This window comes from Salmonella sp. NW38, assembly GCF_051807745.1.
GTDB classification, from domain to species: domain Bacteria; phylum Pseudomonadota; class Gammaproteobacteria; order Enterobacterales; family Enterobacteriaceae; genus Salmonella; species Salmonella enterica.
Genome location: NZ_JAMMTO010000003.1, coordinates 186155 through 207579, shown reverse-complemented (window position 1 = coordinate 207579; position 21425 = coordinate 186155). Strand labels below are relative to the sequence as shown.

At 56.6% G+C, this 21425-nt stretch carries 20 protein-coding genes; 6 read left to right on the top strand and 14 right to left on the bottom strand.

Annotated features, from left to right (window positions below; all coding sequences use genetic code 11):
- Nucleotides 1–417 precede the first annotated feature (417 nt).
- Genes bioD through bioB form a run of 4 tightly spaced genes read right to left on the bottom strand, consistent with a single transcriptional unit; the run spans nt 418 to nt 4030 of the window.
- Nucleotides 418–1104 carry a dethiobiotin synthase gene (bioD, locus tag NA624_RS07255; protein WP_000167222.1) on the bottom strand — a complete coding sequence of 229 codons (687 nt, stop codon included), beginning with the start codon at nt 1102–1104 and terminating at the stop codon, nt 418–420.
- Nucleotides 1097–1852: a malonyl-ACP O-methyltransferase BioC gene (bioC, locus tag NA624_RS07250; protein WP_000079904.1), complete on the bottom strand. Its 756-nt coding sequence runs from the start codon at nt 1850–1852 to the stop codon at nt 1097–1099. The genes bioD and bioC overlap by 8 nt, the downstream gene beginning before the upstream one ends.
- Nucleotides 1836–2993, bottom strand: a complete 1158-nt coding sequence (gene bioF / locus NA624_RS07245) for an 8-amino-7-oxononanoate synthase (RefSeq protein WP_000118934.1) — start codon at nt 2991–2993, stop codon at nt 1836–1838. The genes bioC and bioF overlap by 17 nt, the downstream gene beginning before the upstream one ends.
- Nucleotides 2990–4030, bottom strand: a complete 1041-nt coding sequence (bioB, locus tag NA624_RS07240; RefSeq protein ID WP_000090727.1) for a biotin synthase BioB — start codon at nt 4028–4030, stop codon at nt 2990–2992. The genes bioF and bioB overlap by 4 nt, the downstream gene beginning before the upstream one ends.
- 86 nt (nt 4031–4116) lie before the next feature.
- On the opposite strand from bioB, the gene bioA reads away from it, so the two are divergent.
- Both bioA and NA624_RS07230 read left to right on the top strand, forming a co-directional pair.
- Nucleotides 4117–5406, top strand: a complete 1290-nt coding sequence (gene bioA / locus NA624_RS07235; RefSeq protein ID WP_000205510.1) for an adenosylmethionine--8-amino-7-oxononanoate transaminase — start codon at nt 4117–4119, stop codon at nt 5404–5406.
- Nucleotides 5407–5463: 57 nt separating this feature from the next.
- On the top strand, nt 5464–5940 hold the full coding sequence (locus NA624_RS07230) for a kinase inhibitor (protein WP_000767407.1): 477 nt from the start codon (nt 5464–5466) through the stop codon (nt 5938–5940).
- An 84-nt stretch (nt 5941–6024) separates the two neighbouring features.
- Here NA624_RS07230 and hutH read toward each other — a convergent pair whose 3' ends face one another.
- The 5 genes from hutH to hutI form a co-directional block, all read right to left on the bottom strand.
- The gene (gene hutH / locus NA624_RS07225; RefSeq protein ID WP_001092486.1) at nt 6025–7545 is read right to left on the bottom strand and encodes a histidine ammonia-lyase; all 1521 of its coding nucleotides are present in this window, start codon (nt 7543–7545) and stop codon (nt 6025–6027) included.
- Between the two features lies 1 nt (nt 7546).
- On the bottom strand, nt 7547–9232 hold the full coding sequence (hutU, locus tag NA624_RS07220; protein ID WP_001115217.1) for a urocanate hydratase: 1686 nt from the start codon (nt 9230–9232) through the stop codon (nt 7547–7549).
- A 196-nt stretch (nt 9233–9428) separates the two neighbouring features.
- Nucleotides 9429–10154, bottom strand: coding sequence for a histidine utilization repressor (locus NA624_RS07215; protein ID WP_000287407.1), 726 nt, complete (start codon nt 10152–10154; stop codon nt 9429–9431).
- Nucleotides 10155–10198: 44 nt separating this feature from the next.
- A complete protein-coding gene (hutG, locus tag NA624_RS07210) occupies nt 10199–11140 on the bottom strand; it encodes a formimidoylglutamase (RefSeq protein WP_000195685.1) in 942 nt (313 codons plus the stop codon).
- Nucleotides 11137–12360 carry an imidazolonepropionase gene (hutI, locus tag NA624_RS07205; RefSeq protein ID WP_001249491.1) on the bottom strand — a complete coding sequence of 408 codons (1224 nt, stop codon included), beginning with the start codon at nt 12358–12360 and terminating at the stop codon, nt 11137–11139. The genes hutG and hutI overlap by 4 nt, the downstream gene beginning before the upstream one ends.
- A 237-nt stretch (nt 12361–12597) precedes the next feature.
- On the opposite strand from hutI, the gene NA624_RS07200 reads away from it, so the two are divergent.
- Nucleotides 12598–13881: a putative acyl-CoA thioester hydrolase gene (locus tag NA624_RS07200; protein WP_001094762.1), complete on the top strand. Its 1284-nt coding sequence runs from the start codon at nt 12598–12600 to the stop codon at nt 13879–13881.
- 123 nt (nt 13882–14004) lie between these two features.
- Here NA624_RS07200 and pgl read toward each other — a convergent pair whose 3' ends face one another.
- Complete coding sequence (pgl, locus tag NA624_RS07195) at nt 14005–15000, bottom strand: 6-phosphogluconolactonase (RefSeq protein WP_000815468.1); 996 nt, start codon at nt 14998–15000, stop codon at nt 14005–14007.
- 163 nt (nt 15001–15163) lie between these two features.
- Between pgl and NA624_RS07190 the strand changes: the two genes are divergently transcribed.
- Entirely contained in the window at nt 15164–15982 is an 819-nt protein-coding gene (locus NA624_RS07190; protein ID WP_001562537.1) for a pyridoxal phosphatase, read from the top strand.
- On the opposite strand, the gene modC is transcribed toward NA624_RS07190, so the two are convergent.
- The 4 genes from modC to NA624_RS07170 all read right to left on the bottom strand — a co-directional run bounded on the left by modC (nt 15983) and on the right by NA624_RS07170 (nt 18822).
- A complete protein-coding gene (modC, locus tag NA624_RS07185; RefSeq protein ID WP_000891710.1) occupies nt 15983–17041 on the bottom strand; it encodes a molybdenum ABC transporter ATP-binding protein ModC in 1059 nt (352 codons plus the stop codon).
- A gap of 2 nt (nt 17042–17043) precedes the next feature.
- Nucleotides 17044–17733: a molybdate ABC transporter permease subunit gene (gene modB / locus NA624_RS07180; RefSeq protein WP_000604026.1), complete on the bottom strand. Its 690-nt coding sequence runs from the start codon at nt 17731–17733 to the stop codon at nt 17044–17046.
- Nucleotides 17733–18506, bottom strand: a complete 774-nt coding sequence (gene modA, locus NA624_RS07175) for a molybdate ABC transporter substrate-binding protein (RefSeq protein WP_000951416.1) — start codon at nt 18504–18506, stop codon at nt 17733–17735. Before modA ends, modB begins: the two co-directional genes overlap by 1 nt.
- Nucleotides 18507–18672: 166 nt before the next feature.
- Nucleotides 18673–18822, bottom strand: coding sequence for an AcrZ family multidrug efflux pump-associated protein (locus NA624_RS07170; protein WP_000891513.1), 150 nt, complete (start codon nt 18820–18822; stop codon nt 18673–18675).
- A 128-nt stretch (nt 18823–18950) separates the two neighbouring features.
- On the opposite strand from NA624_RS07170, the gene modE reads away from it, so the two are divergent.
- Nucleotides 18951–19739, top strand: coding sequence for a molybdenum-dependent transcriptional regulator (modE, locus tag NA624_RS07165; RefSeq protein ID WP_001147418.1), 789 nt, complete (start codon nt 18951–18953; stop codon nt 19737–19739).
- Nucleotides 19740–19806: 67 nt separating this feature from the next.
- Nucleotides 19807–21282 carry a molybdate ABC transporter ATP-binding protein ModF gene (modF, locus tag NA624_RS07160; RefSeq protein WP_000096943.1) on the top strand — a complete coding sequence of 492 codons (1476 nt, stop codon included), beginning with the start codon at nt 19807–19809 and terminating at the stop codon, nt 21280–21282.
- The last annotated feature ends 143 nt before the right edge of the window (nt 21283–21425 follow it).

The window sequence follows — 21425 nt, the reverse complement described above, 5'->3', positions numbered from 1 at the left end:
TGAAAGTTTTATGTCAACGTATCCCCCTTCCTTTACAACCATTGATTTTATATAACTTGCTGTCTGAAAAGGGATATTTTCTCAAGCCGTCTTTCGCGCCAATTTAGTCGCAGGCCGCGTCGCCTCTCGCTTACGTTGTGTTTTCTAACTCTAATACACAAGGTTATCCACAGGAATAGTGGATAACTGCTTCCAGCCCGTATCCCCTGCCGCCTGGCAAAATCAGCCCTTGACGTTTTCGCCGGGCGATAAAAAAAAATTATCGCTATTTTTGGCAGATTATTGGCTAACGAGAAGGGAAAAATTGAGGCGTAGACGCTCACATTTTGCACATTTTTAGCATGGCGACGTCAGGAGGGTCTGGCGAAAGAACAGCAGGATCGTCTGATCCTGCAAGAAGGCGGTTTTTAAGCGCGGTCAGGCGCGTTCCAGGGGGCTGAGGTCCAGATACTGTCCTGTCGCCGCCTGCGATGGAGAAACGCCCAGCCACGGGATTTCCCCTAACAGCGGGGCCGGTATGACGCGGCGAAGCGTCGCGAGATATTCACCATGACGCGCGCCCGGCGGCTGTATGTCGTTGGCTATCCATCCGACAAGTGGTAATCCGGCCTGTTCTACCGCCAGCGCCGTCAGCATGGCGTGATTAATACAGCCCAGCTTGACGCCAACAACCAGAATCACCGGCAGCTGTTCCGTCTGTACCCAGTCGGCAAACGTCAGCGTGGCAGAGAGCGGTGTAAACCAGCCGCCCGCCCCTTCTGTCAACACCCAGTCTGCCTGCGCCTCCAGCGTTCGCAATCCGCGTGATAACACCGCCGCGTCTATCGCCCGGCCTTCGTCGGCGCTAACGATGTGGGGAGAGGTAGGCTCGGCAAAAGTATAAGGATTGATAGCGGAATAAGGTTGCGGCAGGCTGCTGTTACGCTGCAAGGCCAGGGCATCGCTATTGCGTAGCCCGTCGGTTGTCATTTCGCTGCCGGAAGCGACGGGCTTATAGCCTACGGTTTGATAACCTAACTGCGTTGCGGCCTGCAATAAGGCGCAACTGGCAACCGTTTTACCGACTTCAGTATCAGTACCGGTCACAAAATAGCGTTTAGTCACGTTCAATCACTCCCATAAAAAGATGGTACGTCAGCGGATATTTCCCCTGCCGCTGCGGCCATGCCAGTTGAATCTGTCTAAGCCGGGCGCGGGTTAATACATCCGACTCCCGCCCTTCATGAAGATGGGTGGCGCCAATGCCTTTAAGCGAGCGCATCGCGCTCAGGGCATCCTCAAACCACAATGTCATCGCCTGAGTATGACGAGACGCCCGCCAGCCGCGCAGCGCGTGGTCAATTGCCTCTTCCGGCAAAAAGCTATTCGCGTGAGCGCGATTATCGACGGCCTGCCATGCCTGACGCAGCTCCGGCAACGACCCCTGGCACAAGGTGGTAAACGCCACCACGCCGCCGGGCCGTACAACCCGATACAACTCGCTCAACGCATCACGTAAATCGCCGCACCACTGGACCGCCAGGTTGCTCCAGGCCAGGTCAAAAACTTCGGCGTCATGGGGAATCGCTTCGATATCCGCCAGCAAATAGTGATGCGCCGCCTGACGATCGCGCGCCTGTTGCAGCATCGCCAGCGAAAGATCCAGGGCGGTCACTTCGCTCCCCCGCTCTCGCCAGTAACGACTCATACGTCCAGGGCCGCAGCCTGCGTCCAACACACTGGCAAACTGGCGGCCTGCCAACAGCGTCAGCAGCGCATCCGCGCTGTGTTGCTGCAAAGAGGCGTGTTGTTCATATTGCGATGCGGCCCGGCCAAACGCCGCCGCAATAGCCTGCTTATTCACCTGCGCCATGCAGCACCTCCAGCAGACGGTCTATATCGCACGCTTCATGCGCCTGCGTTAACGTTAAGCGCAGGCGCGCCGTACCGACAGGCACCGTCGGCGGACGAATCGCCGTCGCCCAGCATCCTTGTTGACGTAGCGCCTCCGCCAGGCGCAATGCACGGCTGTTATCGCCCAAGATTAACGGCTGGATGGCGCTATGGGCATTCAGTAGCGTAAATCGGGACGCGTTAACGCCGGCCCGAAAGCGCTGAACCAGAGCGGCGAGTTTTTCGCGCCGTTCACCACCTTCATCGCTACGGATCACCGCCAGCGAGGCGCTTAACGCCTGCGCCTGGGCGGGCGGCATACTGGTGCTGTAAACCAGATGGCGGGCAAATTGCAGCAGATAATCCGCGACGCTTTCCGAGCAGAGCACCGCTGCGCCGCTGACGCCAAACCCCTTACCGAAAGTCACCACCAGCAACTCAGGCTTCACCCCCCGTTGCCAGCAGGTGCCCCGCCCCTCATCGCCAGTCACGCCGATGCCGTGCGCATCATCAACCAACAGCCAGGCATGATGCCTGCGGGCAATGTGCTGGATTTCCGCCAGCGGCGCGCTGTCGCCGTCCATGCTGTATACACCTTCTGTCACCACCAGTTGCTGACCCACGCAGGGCGATTGCAGTAAACGCGACAGATGCTGCGTATCGTTATGGATAAAGCGGCGAAGCTGCGCCGGACTCAGATTGGCGGCCTCCAGCAGGGAAGCATGACTCAACCTGTCGGCCACAATCCGGTCATTTTTTTTCATTAAGGCGGTAATGACCGCCTGATTCGCCGCAAAGCCAGAGATAAACAGTAGCGCGCGCGGATATCCTAACCATTGCGCCAGTTCCTCCTCTAACGCCCGGTGCGCCACGGAATAACCGCTGATATGACCCGACCCGCCGCTGCCGACGCCAAAACGCATCGCTGCCTGTTGCCAGGCGCGAATAATCTGCGGGTGTTGACTTAAGCCGAGGTAATCATTGCTGGAGAAGTTAAGATACTGTCGCCCGTTCGCTACCAGCCAGCGTCCGGCGCCCTGCGACACCACATAGCGGCGGCGCAACGTATCCGTCGCCCGACGCGCCGTCAGCGCATCGTCGACGCGTTGTTGCCAACTCATAAGGCTGCCGCGTTGTAATAATCATCGGTGTCAGGCGTCATCAGCGTCTGCTCCAGACGTTGCTGCTGCTCGTTATCGCCCGCCAGCACTCTGGTCTGCTGCGGATTCAGCCCCAGCTTACGGAATAACTGCAGATCCTTGTCCTCTGCCGGATTTGGCGTAGTTAACAATTTGCAGCCATAGAAAATCGAGTTCGCCCCGGCCATAAAGCACATCGCCTGGGTCTGCTCGTTCATCTGTTCACGTCCTGCGGAAAGACGCACGTATGAAGTCGGCATCATGATGCGCGCCACGGCGATAGTACGAATAAAATCAAACGCATCCACGTCATCGTTATCCGCAAGCGGTGTGCCTTTCACCTTCACCAGCATGTTGATTGGCACGCTTTCCGGCGGTGTCGGCAGGTTCGCCAACTGCAACAACAGTCCGGCGCGATCGGTAACCGTTTCGCCCAGACCCACAATGCCGCCGGAGCACACTTTAATCCCTGCTTCACGGACTTTTTCCAGCGTGTCGAGGCGCTCCTGATAGGTACGGGTAGTGATGATATTGCCGTAAAACTCCGGCGAGGTATCGAGGTTGTGGTTGTAGTAATCCAGCCCGGCGTTAGCCAGACGCTGCGCCTGGCTCTCGTTCAACATACCGAGCGTCATACAGGTTTCCAGCCCCATCGCTTTGACGCCCTGTACAATCTGCTCCAGATAAGGCATATCGCGTTCATGCGGATTCTTCCAGGCCGCCCCCATACAGAAGCGGGTCGAACCGGCGTTTTTCGCTTTACGGGCGGAGTCCAGTACCTGCTCCACTTCCATTAAACGCTCGGCTTCCAGCCCGGTTTTATAGCGCGAGCTCTGCGGGCAGTATTTACAATCCTCCGGGCAGGCGCCGGTTTTGATGGACAGCAGCGTACTAACCTGTACCTGCTGCGGATCGAAATGCTGGCGATGAATTTGCTGCGCTTCAAACAGCAATTCCAGCAGTGGTTTTTCAAATAATTCGGTTACTTGCGACAGTGTCCAGCGTGGGTGGCGAGCCATCGGGCTTCTCCAAAATATGTTGTTTGTTTTTGATATGGTGTAGACTCGTAAACCTAAATCTTTTTAATTTTGTTTACAAGTCGATTATGACAACGGACGATCTGGCCTTCGATAAACGCCATATTTGGCATCCTTACACTTCCATGACCTCGCCGCTGCCGGTATATCCCGTTGAGCGGGCCGAAGGCTGCGAGTTGGTTCTCGCCTCGGGCGAACGCCTGATTGAGGGGATGTCCTCCTGGTGGGCGGCCATTCATGGTTATAACCACCCGCAATTGAACGCGGCGATGAAAGCGCAAATTGACGCCATGTCGCATGTCATGTTCGGCGGCATAACCCATCAACCTGCGGTGAATCTGTGCCGTAAGCTGGTCGCGATAACGCCTGAGCAGCTGGAGTGTGTCTTTCTGGCCGACTCCGGTTCGGTGTCGGTAGAAGTGGCCATGAAGATGGCGCTGCAGTACTGGCAGGCGCGGGGCGAATCGCGTCAGCGTTTTCTGACGTTTCGCCACGGTTATCATGGCGACACGTTCGGCGCGATGTCGGTGTGCGATCCGGATAACTCCATGCACAGCTTGTGGAAAGGCTATCTGCCGGAAAATCTGTTCGCGCCGGCGCCGCAAAGCCGGATGGATGGCGAATGGGATGAAAGCGACATCGCGCCATTTGCCCGCCTGATGGCCGCGCATCGCCATGAAATCGCCGCCGTGATTCTGGAACCTATCGTTCAGGGCGCGGGCGGGATGCGCATATATCATTCACAATGGCTCAGGCGTATTCGTAACATGTGCGATCGCGAAGGCATTCTGCTGATTGCCGATGAAATAGCCACCGGGTTTGGCCGTACCGGCAAACTGTTCGCCTGCGAGCACGCCGGGATCGCGCCGGATATTCTGTGTCTCGGCAAAGCCTTAACCGGCGGCACCATGACCCTCTCGGCAACGCTCACGACACGCCAGGTTGCAGAGACTATTAGCAACGGCGAGGCGGGGTGTTTTATGCATGGCCCGACGTTTATGGGGAATCCGCTGGCCTGCGCCGTCGCTTGCGCCAGCCTGACGCTGCTGGAAAGCGGCGAATGGCGTCAGCAGGTGGCGTCTATCGAGTCTCAGTTACACGCTGAGTTAGCCCCCGCGCAAAGTTCTCCCTGGGTGGCGGATGTGCGGGTGTTGGGCGCGATTGGGGTGGTTGAAACCACGCATCCGGTCAATATGGCGGCGCTTCAACGCTTCTTCGTCGGGCAAGGCGTCTGGATCAGGCCGTTCGGCAAGCTAATCTACCTGATGCCGCCCTACATTATTCGTCCGGATCAACTGCGCTGTTTGACCCAGGCGGTCAATGACGCGGTACACAATGAAACATTTTTTAGCCATTAATCAGCGGTAAGCGATGCTGCTTCTGGCTACACTTCTGGTGAGTCAAAAGGAGAGCGCATGAAACTTATCAGCAACGATTTGCGCGATGGAGATAAACTTCCTCATCGCCACGTTTTTAACGGTATGGGCTATGATGGCGATAATATTTCGCCGCATCTGGCCTGGGACGACGTGCCGATGGGCACCAAAAGTTTTGTCGTGACCTGTTACGATCCCGACGCGCCGACCGGCTCCGGCTGGTGGCACTGGGTGGTGGTGAACCTCCCGGCGGATACGCGCGTACTGACCCAGGGGTTCGGCTCAGGCCTGGTGGCCGTACCAGACGGCGTCATTCAGACGCGTACCGATTTCGGTAAAGCGGGCTACGGCGGCGCGGCGCCGCCTAAAGGGGAAACGCACCGCTATATCTTTACGGTTCACGCGCTGGACGTCGAGCGTCTTGAGGTTGATGAAGACGCCAGCGGCGCGATGGTCGGCTTTAACGTGCATTTCCATTCGCTCGCCAGCGCCTCGATCACGGCGATGTTCAGTTAAACGCTGTGCCGGATGGCGGCGTAAACGTCTTATCCTGCCAACGGGTTGGGTAAGCCGAATACGCGCCTCGCCATCCGGCAGCATTCACATAAAGTCCGGCACCAGACGCTGTAATGCGCCTTGCGCCAGCAGCGCCGTCGCACACTCAATATCGGGTGCGAAAAAACGATCCTGCGTATAGTGCGCCACCCGCTCGCGTAGTGTCTGCCGCGCCTGTTCCAGTAACGGGCTGGAGGTTAACCCTTCCCGTAAATCTATCCCCTGACAGGCAGCCAGCCACTCCACGGCAATGATGCCGCGGGTATTCGCCGCCATTTCCCAGAGTCGCCGTCCTGCCGCCGGGGCCATTGAGACATGATCTTCCTGATTCGCCGAGGTCGGCAGGCTATCCACGCTGTGCGGGTGCGCCAGCGCTTTATTCTCGCTGGCGAGCGCTGCGGCGGTGACCTGGGCAATCATAAAACCGGAATTAACGCCGCCATTTTTCACCAGAAACGGCGGTAACTGCGACATATGTTTATCCATCATCAGCGCAATGCGCCGCTCCGATAGCGCGCCGATTTCCGCTATCGCCAGCGCCAGATTATCCGCCGCCATGGCAACCGGTTCAGCATGGAAGTTACCGCCGGAGATCACCTCCCCCGCATCGGCAAAGACCAGCGGATTATCGGACACCGCGTTGGCCTCAGCCAGCAGTACCTCTTTCGTCTGACGTAACTGGGTCAGACAAGCGCCCATTACCTGCGGCTGGCAGCGAAGGGAATACGGGTCCTGAACTTTATGACAGTGGTGATGTGATTCAGCAATGGCGCTGGTATCGGTCAGCAGATGCCGGAACAACCGCGCGACGTCAATTTGCCCCTGTTGTCCGCGCGCGGCATGAATGCGCGCATCAAAAGGACGGCGCGATCCTAGTACGGCTTCGGTAGTCAGCGCGCCGCAGACAACGGCGGAGGCAAATAACTCCTGTGCCTCAAACAAACCACGCAGCGCGAAGGCCGTCGACGCCTGGGTGCCGTTAAGCAGCGCCAGCCCCTCTTTGGCCGCCAGCGCGACAGGCTCCAGTCCGGCCTTTTTTAGCGCCGTCTGCGCCGGAAGCCATTCGCCCTGCCAGCGCGCTTTTCCTTCGCCAAGCAGCGTCAGCGACAGATGCGCCAGCGGCGCTAAGTCGCCCGACGCGCCAACCGACCCTTTTGCCGGAATCAGCGGATACACGCCGGCATTCACCAGAGCGATGAGCGCTTCTATCACGCTCAACCGAATCCCGGAAAACCCGCGCGCCAGACTATTGATTTTCAATACCATGATCAGACGCACCATCGCGTCATCCAGTGGGTCGCCTACGCCCGCGGCGTGAGACAGCACCAACGATCGCTGTAGATTTTGCAAGTCTTCATCAGCGATGCGCGTCTGCGCCAGCAGGCCGAAACCGGTGTTGATGCCGTAGGCGGTACGCCCTTCGGCAACGATATCATTGACGCACGCGACGCTGGCGTTAATGCCGTCAATGGCGCTGGCGTCCAGCCGAAGCTGTACCGGATGACGCCAGACATCGTACAGTTGAGAGAGGCTTAACTGCCCCGGAGTGAGTGTTATGGTGTTCATATCAGCCTTTCCCCTGCGTCGCCGCAACCATCGGTAAATTCAGACCTTGCTCAACAGCGCATTCCACCGCGAGATCATATCCGGCATCGGCATGGCGCATGACGCCCGTCGCCGGATCGTTGTGTAACACGCGGCGAATACGCGCGGCGGCCTCGTCAGTGCCATCACAGACAATCACCATACCGGCGTGTTGCGAAAACCCCATCCCCACCCCGCCGCCATGATGGAGCGATACCCATGTCGCCCCGCTGGCGGTATTCAGCAACGCATTTAACAGCGGCCAGTCGGAAACCGCGTCGGAACCGTCGCGCATCGCTTCGGTTTCACGGTTAGGGCTGGCGACAGAACCGGAATCCAGGTGATCGCGGCCAATCACAATAGGCGCGGATACCTCACCGCAACGCACCATTTCGTTGAACGCCAGCCCCAGTTTTTGCCGCCACTCCAGACCTACCCAGCAGATACGCGCCGGTAGCCCCTGAAAATGAATGCGCTCGCGCGCCATATCCAGCCAGTGATGCAGATGTTTATCCTCAGCCACTATCTCTTTGACTTTGGCATCGGTTTTATAGATATCCTGCGGATCGCCGGACAGCGCCACCCAGCGAAACGGCCCGATGCCACGACAGAACAGCGGACGAATATAGGCTGGCACAAATCCCGGAAAATCAAAGGCGTTTTCCACCCCCATCTCTTTCGCCATCTGGCGAATATTGTTGCCATAGTCAAAGGTCGGCACGCCCATTTGACTGAACGCCAGCATCGCCCGAACATGCGCCGCCATGGAACGTTTCGCTGCCTGCATCGTCCCGTGGGGATCGGATTGCGCGTTTTTCTGATACTCCTCCCAGCGCCAGCCGGAGGGTAAATAGCCATGTAGCGGATCGTGGGCGCTGGTCTGATCGGTCACCAGGTCCGGGCGCACGCCGCGATTAACCAGTTCCGGCAGGATATCCGCCGCGTTCGCGCACAGGGCGACGGACACGGCTTTCCCCTCGCGGGTGTAGCGCGTAATGCGGGCCAACGCGTCATCCAGCGTGGCGGCCTGCTCATCCACGTAGCGAGTACGCAGACGAAAATCGATACGGCTTTGCTGGCATTCAATCGTCAGCGAACACGCTCCGGCCAGCGTCGCGGCTAGCGGTTGCGCGCCGCCCATGCCGCCCAGCCCGGCGGTCAGCACCCAGCGTCCCGCCAGCGTGCCGTTATAGTGCTGACGCCCCGCCTCGACAAAGGTTTCGTATGTTCCCTGCACGATTCCCTGGCTGCCGATATAGATCCAGCTTCCGGCCGTCATCTGACCGTACATCGCCAGCCCTTTCGCATCCAGTTCGTTAAAATGTTCCCATGTCGCCCAGTGGGGAACCAGGTTGGAGTTGGCGATTAATACCCGCGGCGCGTTGTCGTGCGTTTTAAATACGCCGACCGGTTTGCCAGACTGAATAAGCAACGTTTCGTCCGCCTCCAGCCGGGTGAGCGCATCAACAATAGCGTCATAGCATTCCCAGTTGCGCGCGGCGCGACCAATCCCGCCGTAGACCACCAGCTCATGCGGATTTTCCGCCACGTCAGGATCGAGATTATTCATTAACATCCGCAGCGGGGCTTCTGTCAGCCAGCTTTTCGCCGTTAATACCGTGCCTCTGGGCGCGCGGATAGTCTGCTGACGATACTTGCTTTCAGGCATAGCAATGACTCCTCATTATTATCGATCTGCCATCGCCAAATAACGCTAAAACGCCACTATCAGGCACCGCCGCAGACCCACAGATAAGAATCAGACATATACTTGTCTATACAAGTAAGCACAAGAATAGAATTAACAAAAATAATACAATTTTGTTATATTGTGTCAGCAATCACGTTTTCCGGCAGCAGTCCGCTCAGGAGATAAATCGTCCCTGTAGCCGGTAGCGCGACCCGGGGAAAAGTAAGCGGGCGTGAGAAACAATCCGCGACGCGGACCAGGTTGTACGACGAATGAGCAGACAAGGCTCATGCTCTTTGATAGTTAACCACGCGCACTCTTGCGCCGTGGCGCGCACCGCCTCCACAATATGTTCCCCTTCCGTTAGCGGCGCGATCCGCGACAAATAAGCGTGCGGCGTGGTCTGACGGTAATCCTGCGTCAGATAATCCACGGCAATATCCGCATTCACGCAGCGATCTTCAATTTGTACCGGCAGATCGTTTTCATAATGCACCATGATGGAATGGAAAATGACATCGCTCTCATTGACGTTGAGAGCGCTGGCCTGGATGGCGTTTGCCCGCACGCGCTCCAGCGTGAGCACCTCACAACGATGCTGATGACGGCGGGCGGCAATCTCCTCGGCGATACTGCGGACTTCAAACAGCGCGGACTGGCCTTTTGGTTCGGCGACAAACGTCCCCACGCCCTGTAAACGCACCAGCCACCCTTCATCCGTCAGCTCACGCAGCGCCCGGTTGATGGTCATTCGGCTAAAGCCATACTGCGCGACCAGTTCAGCTTCCGACGGAATGCGATCGTGCGGCTGCCAGACGCCGTCGGCTATTTTTTTACAGATGTCCTGTTTCACCGTTTCGTAAAAAGGCGCAGGCGCAGAACGGGAGCGGGATGAATACATGCGTGAAGCCTTCCTTATGCGGATAGTGTTTTCCGGATGACAGATTAACGCCACCAGTGCGCGATTTGCCAGCCAAGCCGCGCCGCCACGCGCGCCGCTGCGCCATCTTCATCAAAGCGTGGATTAAATTCAACCAGATCCGCCGCCTGTAATTTTCCGCTGCGGCAAACCGGCTCAATTAAACGCAGAACCTGTATCAGTGGCACGCCCAGCGCTGCGGGAGCGGAGACGGCCGGCATTTCCCAGACAGGCAATACGTCGAGATCGATAGTCAGATAAATTTTATCCACCTTGTCGATAAACTGCGTCATCTGCGCCAGCGCGTCATGGCAGTCCAGATCCTCCACCACGGTAACATTCCGCCACTGCGTTTCCCGCCACAACGCCTGCGTATTGGCCGCACGGCTCACGCCGAAACAGGCATAATGAAACGCGCGGCTCTGCGCGTCGCATAGCTGCGCCAGTTGACGAAACGGCGTACCGGATGTTGCCCGGTCGGTCTGACGGAGATCCAGATGCGCATCAAGATTAATGATCCCTACGCTTTCCTGCGCAAACACGTCCAGCACCCCCGCGCCGTGTCCAAACGCGGTTTCATGCCCGCCGCCCAACACCAGCGTGCGCATCCCGGCCCGCAGGCAGCGGCTTACCGCATCGCGCAAGGCCTGCTGCGCGCCTTCCAGATCGGGCGTCGGCGCAACCCAATTGCCTAAATCCACCAGCCGTTCATGTCCCTGGTGGCTGGCCATATTCGCCAGCGCTTTACGCAACGCGTCCGGGGCGCCTGCCGCGCCGGGACGCCCTGCATTGCGTTTTACCCCCTCGTCGCAGGCAAATCCCATTAACGCGATCTTTTGCTGCCAGTTTTCGGGGGAAAAGGTCTCGCTGCGCGTGACGGTCTGAAACAGACGCCGCGCATCCGGCGCTTCTATACTGTCATCGCGCCCCTGCCAAAGCGCCGGAGAAGCCGGATACCATTGCGTCATGAGATTTTTCCTCTGTATACCCGCTGATATAAAGGGTTACGCCCCGGCTCATACACTATCTCTACCGGCTGTTCAGCATCCCATACCACAAAATCCGCCCGGTAGCCGGCCCTGATCTGCCCATGCGTCGCCTGTCTTCCCAGCGCGCGAGCGGCATGGCGAGTAACGCCCGCCCATGCCTCTTCCGGCGTCAGACCAAACTGTACGCAGGCCATATTCATCGCCAGATGCAAACTGCAAAACGGGCTGGTGCCGGGATTGAAATCGCTGGCGACGGCGACAGGCACCTGATAGCGGCGCAGCAGTTCGACCGGCGGGCGCTGCGTCTCGCGCAGAAAATAAAACGCGCCGGGCAACAACACGCCGACAGTACCGCCGTCACGCATCGCCGCGACGCCCGCTTCATCAAGATATTCGATATGATCCGCCGATAAACCCTGATAACGACTCACCAGCTGCGCGCCGCCCAACAGCGAAAGCTGCTCAACATGGCCTTTAACGGGAATACCTAACGCCTTCGCCGTCTGCAATACGCGCTCACTCTGCGCCACATTAAAGCCGACGCTCTCGCAAAAGAGGTCTACCGCATCAAATAACCCTTTTTGCCAGAGCTGCGGAATCATCGTCTCGCAGACCAGAGTGATGTAGCCGTCCGGGTCGTCACGATACTCCGCTGGCGTAGCATGAGCGGCAAGTAGCGTGGGGCTAATGTCGATAGCGTTTTCGGCGGCAAGTTTTGCAGCGACGCGCAACAGCTTTTCTTCTGTCGCCAGCTCCAGACCATAGCCGGATTTAATCTCCAGCAGCGTAACGCCTTCGCTGGCAAGGCGCATCATGCGTTCGCGCGCCAGCAGGTAGAGCGTCTCTTCTGCACAGGCGCGGGTTGCTGATACCGTCGCGTTAATGCCGCCACCCTGAGCGCTAATATGCTGGTATGACGCGCCGTTAAGCCGCTGTTCCCACTCTGCGGCGCGGTTACCGGCAAACACCAGATGCGTGTGGCAATCGATAAGTCCCGGGGTTACCAGTCGTCCCTGCATATCATGGATATTGTCCCCGCTGACAGGAAGCTGCGTCTCTGGCACGATATCGCAAATATGCCCTCCGCGTACAATCAGCGCCTGGTTATCCACCAGCCCGTACGGGGCTTGCCGCTGCGGGTCCATTGTCGCCAGCCTGATGTTTCGCCAGACAGTATCGCCCGGTAAAAGTTGCCGCATTCCTGTCGCTCTCTTGCCTGTCATGAGTTGTATAGACATTTATTTTCTTTCTGCTCCGGGTTGTCAACTCAAAGCGCGAAAGTTGTTGCTTAATTGTGATAAAACTATCTGATGCTACAGGTGTTTCCAGCCTGAAAAGGAACTTTTTACCTTTTCGCCTTCCCGTTTCGTTCAACTTAGTATAAAAAAGCAGGCTTCAATGGATGTCATTTAACTTTTTCAAGCCCGGAGCAACCTGTGAATACATTATCGGTTTCCCGTCTGGCGCTGGCACTGGCTTTTGGCGTGACGCTGAGCGCCTGTAGCTCTACGCCACCCGATCAGATCCCTTCCGATCAAACCGCGCCTGGCACCGCCTCGCGCCCCATTCTGTCGGCAAATGAAGCGAAAAACTTCGTTGCGGCGCACTATTTTGCCTCCCTGACGCCGAATACCGCCCCGTGGTCGCCGTCGCCGATTACCCTGCCCGCACAGCCTGACTTTGTGGTGGGGCCGGCAGGTACGCCAGGCGTTACGCACACCTCGATTCAGGCCGCGGTCGATGCGGCAATGGTTAAACGCACGAACAAACGCCAGTACATTGCTATTATGCCGGGCGACTATCAGGGGACCGTGTATGTTCCCGCCGCGCCGGGAAGTCTGACCCTGTACGGGACCGGTGAAAAACCGATCGATGTGAAAATTGGGATGGCGATTGATGGTGAAATGAGTGTCGCTGACTGGCGCCGCGCGGTGAATCCCGGCGGGAAATATATGCCTGGTAAACCCGCTTGGTATATGTTCGATAACTGCCAAAGCAAACACGCCGCGACGATCGGTGTAATGTGTTCTGCCGCGTTCTGGTCGCAGAATAACGGTCTGCAGCTACAAAATCTGACCATCGAGAACACGCTGGGCGACAGCGTCGATGCCGGAAACCATCCGGCGGTGGCGTTGCGTACCGATGGCGACAAAGTCCAGATTAACAAGGTCAATATCCTTGGCCGCCAGAACACCTTCTTTGTGACCAACAGCGGCGTGCAGAACCGTCTGCAAACCGATCGCCAGCCACGTACGCTGGTGACGAACAGCTATATTGAAGGCGATGTGGACATGGTTTCCGGACGCGGCGCCGTGGTGTTCGATAACACCAACTTCCAGGTCGTCAACTCCCGCACACAGCAGGAAGCCTACGTTTTCGCCCCGGCGACGCTGTCCAATATTTACTATGGCTTTTTGGCGATCAACAGCCGCTTTAACGCCTCCGGCGATGGCGTTGCGCAGCTTGGCCGCTCGCTGGATGTCGACGCCAACACCAACGGTCAGGTAGTGATCCGCGACAGCGTGATTAACGAGGGCTTCAACGTTGCCAAACCGTGGGCCGACGCGGTCATCTCGAAACGTCCGTTTGCCGGAAATACGGGAACCGTGGATGACAAAGACGAGGTGCAGCGTAATCTGAACGACACTAACTACAACCGCATGTGGGAATACAACAACCGCGGTGTAGGCAGTAAAGTGGTGGCGGAACCTAAGCAGTAATCGCCGTTCCGGTTCAGGCTTATAAACGGGCCGCCGCAGCAGATGTGGCGGCCCGTGGTTTTACTGCAAGCGATGTTTATTGAAATTAATCAGGCATCCCGCCGCCCTCCGGCACACAGCGCTTTAGTACGCGTTCACCACAACCCACATCGGCCCCTGGCCGACGGCATAACGGCCTTTTTCCGTCAGCAACCCCTGAGTGCCCGTAATTTCATAGACCGCGATATGATGTGATTTTTGACCCGCAGCAATCAGGTATTTCCCGCTATTGTCGATATTAAAGCCGCGCGGTTGGGCTTCCGTCGGCTGGAAGCCTTCAACGCTCAGTACGCTGCCGTCTTCGGAGACACTAAAGACGGTAATCAGACTGGCGGTGCGGTCACAGGCATACAAATGCCGTCCATCCGGCGTAATATGAATATCCGCCGCCCAGCGGGTATCGGAAAAATCGGCGGGCATCATATCCAGGGTTTGTACGCACTCTATCTCACCATGCGGATTTTTAAGCTGCCAGACATCCACCGAACTGTTCAGTTCATTGACGCAATACGCATATTGTCGATTCGGGTGGAAGACCATATGACGCGGGCCTGCCCCTTCGACTGTATTTACTTCCGCCGGCTCCTGGGCCACCAGATGGCCGTCATCGCTTAGCGTAAACAGACAAATGCGATCCTGTTTTAGCGCAGGCACCCACAGGGTACGGTTATCAGGCGTAATATTTGCCGAGTGGCAGCCGTCCAGCCCTTCCACCACATCCACCAGCTCAACCGGCAGGCCATCCTGTAAGCGCGTCACGCTGACATTACCGGCGTTATACGATCCGACAAAGACAAAACGACCATGATGATCGGTAGAAATATGGGTCGGGCTACCCGGCAGGGCGGATTCGGCGGCAAACGTCAGCGCGCCATCATCTGGCGCAATACGATACGCCAGGACACGAAACTCCGGGCGCACGCCGACATAGAGGTAGCGTTTATCCGGACTGACCACCATCGGCTGAACCTGACCGGGCACATCCACGACCTGCACCAGCGTCAGCGTCCCTTCGTGGTTCAGGCTCCAGACGTGAATTTGCTGGCTCTCAGGGCTGGCGGTATAGACTGTTTGTTTCATGAATACTCCTTTGCATATGGCATGTAGCTGCAATAACAGGACACAGCTTAACGTAGTCGCTTTTGACGGCGAATGCTGAATTCAGACGCAGAATTTTGTCTGCTTACCGTCCCGGTGTACCATGCCGACAGACGGAATTATTACTCTTAATCTGGAAAAAATTATGACTGCACGCGTGATTGCCCTCGATTTAGACGGAACATTATTAACCCCGCATAAAACCTTACTCCCCTCCTCGCTTGACGCGCTATCACGCGCCAAAGAGGCGGGTTTTCAACTTATCATTGTCACTGGTCGCCATCACGTTGCTATTCATCCTTTTTATCAGGCGCTGGCGCTGGAAACACCTGCTATTTGCTGCAACGGCACCTATTTGTATGATTATCAAGCTAAAACTGTCCTGGATGCCGATCCTATGCCCGTGGATAAGGCGTTGCAGTTGATTGATTTACTGGATGAGCATCAGATTCACGGCCTGATGTATGTTGATGACGCTATGCTTTACGAACACCCAACCGGTCACGTCGTGCGTACCTCCCGGTGGGCGCAGACCTTGCCGCCGGAGCAACGTCCGACCTTTACACAGGTTTCTTCGTTAGCGCAGGCGGCGCGCGACGTGAATGCCGTGTGGAAGTTTGCGCTTACCGATGAAGATATTCCCAGGCTACAGCGGTTCGGTCAGCATGTTGAACAAGCGCTTGATCTGGAGTGCGAATGGTCATGGCACGATCAGGTGGATATCGCGCGCAAAGGCAACAGTAAAGGCAAGCGCCTTACCCAGTGGATAGAAGCGCAGGGAGGGTCAATGAAAAATGTGATCGCTTTCGGCGATAACTACAACGACATCAGTATGCTGGAGGCGGCAGGCACCGGCGTTGCGATGGGCAACGCCGATGAGACGGTGAAAGCGCGCGCTGACGTTGTGATCGGCGATAACACTACCGATAGCATCGCCAAATTTATTTACACCCACCTGCTATAGTCAGGCGGTGATAGAAACGCTTTTCACCTGCGCGTAAAGCCACAGGCCAGGCTTGATATTCAGCTCATCCCTGGCCCACGGGCTGATTCGCGCCCACAGCGTTCTGCCGCCTATCTCAAGCTGGACTTCCACCTGTCCGTTATCGTCATAGCAATTTGCCACTTTTGCCCGCAATACGTTGCGGATACTGGTCTGCTGCGGCGGCTGTAGTACCAGCGAGACATCCGACGCCTGTATACGAATACGCAGTGTGGATTGCAGCGGCTGATTGAGTTTATTTACCCACAGGTGCTGGTCGCCAAGCGCCAGGGCGGTCATGGCATAATGCGGGTGATGCTCCAGCACGCTGACTTTCAGAATACTGCTCTGTTGCTCTTTCGGCAGCCACGGGTGCATAACGCTGCTTCCCCAGACCTCCTCCAGCGGGCCAAACGCTTTAACCTGTCCATCCTCCAGCACCATGACTTTATCCGCCAGGTGGAGAATTTCATCGAGAGAATGGCTGACATACAGCATGGGAATATTGATTTCTCGCGCCAGCCGTTGCAGGTACGGCAGTAATTCGCGTTTTCGCGGGATATCCAGCGAGGCCAACGGTTCGTCCAACAGCAGCAACTCCGGGGCAGTGAGCAATGCCCGGCCTATCGCTACGCGCTGTTTTTCTCCGCCGGACAAGCTCCCCGGCAGGCGATCAAGCAACGCTTCAATTCCCAGCAGCGACACCAGCTTATCAAACTGACCGGTCATGCTTTTCGCCATGCCGTAGCGCAAATTGCCGCGTACTTTGTAATGGGGGAACAGGCGCGCATCCTGGAAAACATAACCGATGCGGCGCTTTTCCGGCGTTAAACAGATACCGTTTTCCGCGTCATGCAACACCCGGCCATTCAGCGCGATGCGTCCTTTTTGCGGGCGAGTCAAACCGCTGATGGCATTAATCAGCGAGGTTTTTCCCGCGCCGGAGACGCCAAAGATAGCCGTGATCCCACTGGCTGGCAGCGTTTCGTTGAGGGTTAAACAGTGCGTTCCCAGCGTCTGGGAAAAATTAAGCTCCAGCATGGTTAGCGCCCCGTCCGTTCACGGCTAATCCGCGCCAGCCATTCAGAAATCAACAGCGAAATCAGCGCTAATACAATCGAAATCACGCACAGCCTCGCCGCCGCGCTCTCCCCGCCCGGCGTCTGGATCAAGGTATACATGGCGGAAGGTATGGTGCGGGTTTCGCCCGGAATATTGGAAACAAAGGTAATGGTCGCGCCAAATTCGCCAAGCGAACGGGCAAACGCCAGCACCGTACCGACAATAATGCCCGGCAGGGTAAGCGGTAAGGTGATAGTCAGGAAAACGCGCCAGCGCCCGGCGCCCAGCGTTCTGGCGGCCTGTTCAAGCTTGATATCCACCCCCTCCAGCGCCAGCCGAATGGCCCGCACCATCAGCGGGAAGGACATCACCGCCGCCGCCAGCACGGCGCCGCGCCAGCTAAAGGCAAACGTGAGACCGAACCAGTCATACAGCCACTGGCCAATAAACCCGCGTCGCCCCATCGACACCAACAGCAGATAGCCGACCACCACCGGCGGCAGCACCAGCGGCAGATGCAGGACGCTATCAAGTAAGGCTTTGCCCGGAAACCGGCATCGCACCAGTAACCAGGCAAAAAAGATCCCAAACGGCAGGCTAAACAGCACGGCCAGGGAAGACACTTTCAGGCTAAGAAGGACAGCCTGCCATTCTGGATCGGTCAGTATCATTACTTCGTCGTAAATCCATAACGTTTAAAGATTGCCGAGGCCTGCGGTCCTTTCAGGTAATCATAGAACGCGCTGACGGTCGCATTTTTATGCCCCTCCACGATAGCGATGGGGTATTCCACTTTTTTATGTGAATCTTCCGGGAACGTCGCCACCACGTTGACCCCCTTGCTGGCGACCGCATCAGAACCGTATACAATGCCCAAAGGCGCTTCGTTACGTTCGACCAGCGCCAACGCGCCGCGCACATCCTCGCCCGGCGCCAGTTTCGGTTCAAGCGTTTGCCATGCGCCCAACTTTTGCAGCGCTTCTTTGGCATAAATTCCCGCCGGTACGTGTTGCGGATCGCCCACTGCCAGACGTCCGCCGTTCAGCAGACGAATCCAGTCCGTTTTGTTGTCGATGGTAAACGGTTTTTGCTCGCTGGCTTTCGGCGCCACCACCACCAGGCTATTGCCAAGCAATGTTTCGCGCGTCGTGGTATCCACCGCTTTTTTATCGGCTGCGTAATCCATCCATTTCTGGTCAGCAGAGATGAACAGATCCGCCGGCGCGCCCGCTTCTATCTGGCGCGCCAGCGTTGAAGAGGAGGCGAATGAGGAGACCACATCCACATTTTTCTCTTTTTTATATTCTGCCGCAATGTCTTGCATCGCGTTCGTTAGCGACGCGGCGGCAAATACGGTGATCTTGCCTTCATCCGCCAGCGCATGACCAGCGATGACGAAAGATAATGTCGCCCCTGCGACCAGGCGTAACCAGGAATGCGCCATCTGTAACTCCTTGTGCGTTTCGTTATGTAAACGACAATATAACGATAATCTCAGGGGTTTCCCAGCGGTTATTCATACCCATTAACGATTAAACACAGAAAATATCGGCAGGAAAAGCAGGATCTTGAGTAACAAAAACGCCCGACTGAGCGGGCGTTTGGGGAAATCAGCGGTTCTGTCTGGACTGGTCTTTCTGACCGATACCGGAAAAAATGTTGAACACCTCACCCAGACCGTAAATCAGACCGAGGATGATGGCCATCACTACCGGTACCATGATGACGGCGAATACCAGACTTTTTAATAACTCTAACATGGGCAACTCCAGATATAGTCCTTTTTGTATTTTAACCGCATCACACAGAAAAGCACTCCCCTTTTGTGCGGTCGGCTTTGCGCTGACGCGCTTTTCAGTCACAATAGTCTTTTTACCAGGAGCTGGTTATGCAGGCCGAAATCCTTCTTACCCTGAAACTTCAGCAAAAGCTTTTTGCCGATCCCCGACGTATCTCTCTGCTGAAACACATTGCGCTTTCCGGCTCGATTAGTCAGGGCGCGAAAGACGCGGGAATCAGCTATAAGAGCGCCTGGGATGCGATAAACGACATGAACCAGCTTAGTGAACATATGCTGGTTGAACGCGCAACGGGCGGCAAAGGCGGCGGCGGCGCGGTATTAACCCGCTATGGTCAGCGTCTGATCCAGCTTTACGATTTGCTGGGCCAAATTCAGCAAAAAGCGTTCGATGTGTTAAGCGACGATGACGCCCTGCCGCTTGACAGTCTGCTGGCCGCTATTTCCCGCTTTTCACTGCAAACCAGCGCCCGAAATCAGTGGTTCGGCACCATTACCGCCCGCGATCGCGATCAGGTGCAACAGCATGTCGATGTGCTGCTGGCCGACGGCAAAACGCGGCTTAAAGTCGCGCTGACGGCGCAAAGCGGCGAGCGTCTCGGCCTGGAGGAAGGTAAAGAAGTGCTGATCCTGCTAAAAGCGCCGTGGGTTGGCATTACCCGGGATGCAGCCGTTGCGCGCGCCGCTGACAATCAGTTGTCGGGAACGATCAGCCATATCGAGCGCGGCGCGGAACAGTGTGAAGTGTTGATGGCGCTGCCGGACGGCCAGACGCTGTGCGCCACGATACCGACTTCAGATGCCGCCACGTTAAAGGAAGGCGATGACGTGATTGCCTGGTTTAATGCGGACAGAGTGATTATTGCAACGTTGTGCTAAGCACATTGACATCCGTTGCCGAAAGACGTATCCCTGTCATTCATCGCTGCAAAAAATGGGATGCAAAATGTCATCGTTGCAAATTTCGCAAGGCACGTTTCGTCTGAGCGATACAAAAACACTTCATCTGGATTCGCTGACGCTCAATGCGGGCGATAGCTGGGCATTCGTTGGGGCTAACGGGAGCGGGAAGTCGGCGCTCGCCCGCGCGCTGGCGGGTGAACTGCCGTTATTAACAGGCGAGCGCCAGTGTCGGTTTACCCGCATTACTCGTCTGTCCTTTGAACAATTGCAAAAGCTGGTCAGCGATGAGTGGCAACGTAATAACACCGATATGCTCAGTCCTGGCGAAGACGATACCGGGCGCACTACCGCGGAAATTATTCAGGATGAAGTTCACCATCCTGCCCGCTGTGCGATGCTGGCGCAGCAGTTCGGCATTTCCGCTTTACTCAACAGGCGTTTTAAATACCTTTCTACCGGCGAGACGCGAAAAGCGCTGCTGTGTCAGGCGCTGATGTCTGAGCCGGAGTTATTGATCCTTGATGAACCGTTCGACGGGCTTGACGTGACCGCCCGTCAACAACTGGCGCAACGCCTGACGGCGTTGAACCAGGCGGGTATGACCCTGGCGCTGGTACTCAACCGTTTTGATGAAATCCCGGACTTCGTGCAGTTTGCCGGCGTGCTTGCCGACTGTACGCTGGCGGAGACCGGAACGACGGCAGAGTTGCTGCAACGGGCGTTGGTCGCTCAACTCGCGCACAGCGAGCGTCTGACCGACGTACAATTACCCGAACCGGACGAACCTTCCGCCCGCCATGCGTTACCCGATGGCGAACCACGGATCGTACTTAACGATGGCGTAGTCTCGTATAACGATCGCCCTATCCTCCACCACCTAAGCTGGCGAGTCAATCCGGGCGAACACTGGCAGATCGTCGGTCCTAACGGAGCGGGTAAGTCTACGTTGCTTAGCCTTATTACTGGCGATCATCCGCAAGGCTACAGCAACGATCTCACGCTGTTCGGGCGGCGGCGAGGAAGCGGCGAAACAATCTGGGATATCAAAAAACATATCGGCTACGTCAGCAGCAGTTTACATCTGGATTACCGCGTCAGTACCACGGTGCGCAATGTCATTCTCTCCGGCTTTTTCGATTCTATCGGCATTTACCAGGCCGTTTCAGACAGGCAACGAAAACTGGCGCAACAGTGGCTGGATATTCTGGGAATCGATAAGCGTACGGCGGATGCCCCCTTCCACAGTCTCTCCTGGGGACAGCAGCGGCTGGCGCTGATCGTGCGCGCGCTGGTTAAACATCCGACAGTGTTGATTCTGGATGAGCCGCTGCAAGGGTTGGATCCGCTGAATCGCCAACTGGTACGCCGTTTTGTGGATGTATTAATTCGCCAGGGAGAGACCCAACTGCTGTTCGTTTCCCATCATGCAGAGGATGCGCCTGCCTGTATTACCCACCGACTGGAATTTGTACCAGAGGGCGAACGTTATAAGTATGTTTCCGGACGATGCAATAATTAAATGTATTATCAGAATGGCGCCGCGCGCCATTCTGGAACCACTCTCCTTTTATTAAGAATAATAATAACGGTCGATAAGCTTACTATCTCTTGAATCGCTGACCGCCTCATTGTCATAATAATCCTGTAATTTTCGACAATGAT

Bases quoted from the DNA above. Each gene is read 5' to 3' on its own strand.
- bioC (WP_000079904.1), bottom strand. From the start codon at position 1,852: ATGGCGCAGGTGAATAAGCAGGCTATTGCGGCGGCGTTTGGCCGGGCC.
- bioF (WP_000118934.1), bottom strand. From the start codon at position 2,993: ATGAGTTGGCAACAACGCGTCGACGATGCGCTGACGGCGCGTCGGGCG.
- bioB (WP_000090727.1), bottom strand. From the start codon at position 4,030: ATGGCTCGCCACCCACGCTGGACACTGTCGCAAGTAACCGAATTATTT.
- bioA (WP_000205510.1), top strand. From the start codon at position 4,117: ATGACAACGGACGATCTGGCCTTCGATAAACGCCATATTTGGCATCCT.
- NA624_RS07230 (WP_000767407.1), top strand. From the start codon at position 5,464: ATGAAACTTATCAGCAACGATTTGCGCGATGGAGATAAACTTCCTCAT.
- hutH (WP_001092486.1), bottom strand. From the start codon at position 7,545: ATGAACACCATAACACTCACTCCGGGGCAGTTAAGCCTCTCTCAACTG.
- hutU (WP_001115217.1), bottom strand. From the start codon at position 9,232: ATGCCTGAAAGCAAGTATCGTCAGCAGACTATCCGCGCGCCCAGAGGC.
- NA624_RS07215 (WP_000287407.1), bottom strand. From the start codon at position 10,154: ATGTATTCATCCCGCTCCCGTTCTGCGCCTGCGCCTTTTTACGAAACG.
- hutG (WP_000195685.1), bottom strand. From the start codon at position 11,140: ATGACGCAATGGTATCCGGCTTCTCCGGCGCTTTGGCAGGGGCGCGAT.
- hutI (WP_001249491.1), bottom strand. From the start codon at position 12,360: ATGCGGCAACTTTTACCGGGCGATACTGTCTGGCGAAACATCAGGCTG.
- pgl (WP_000815468.1), bottom strand. From the start codon at position 15,000: ATGAAACAAACAGTCTATACCGCCAGCCCTGAGAGCCAGCAAATTCAC.
- NA624_RS07190 (WP_001562537.1), top strand. From the start codon at position 15,164: ATGACTGCACGCGTGATTGCCCTCGATTTAGACGGAACATTATTAACC.
- modC (WP_000891710.1), bottom strand. From the start codon at position 17,041: ATGCTGGAGCTTAATTTTTCCCAGACGCTGGGAACGCACTGTTTAACC.
- modB (WP_000604026.1), bottom strand. From the start codon at position 17,733: ATGATACTGACCGATCCAGAATGGCAGGCTGTCCTTCTTAGCCTGAAA.
- modA (WP_000951416.1), bottom strand. From the start codon at position 18,506: ATGGCGCATTCCTGGTTACGCCTGGTCGCAGGGGCGACATTATCTTTC.
- NA624_RS07170 (WP_000891513.1), bottom strand. From the start codon at position 18,822: ATGTTAGAGTTATTAAAAAGTCTGGTATTCGCCGTCATCATGGTACCG.
- modE (WP_001147418.1), top strand. From the start codon at position 18,951: ATGCAGGCCGAAATCCTTCTTACCCTGAAACTTCAGCAAAAGCTTTTT.
- modF (WP_000096943.1), top strand. From the start codon at position 19,807: ATGTCATCGTTGCAAATTTCGCAAGGCACGTTTCGTCTGAGCGATACA.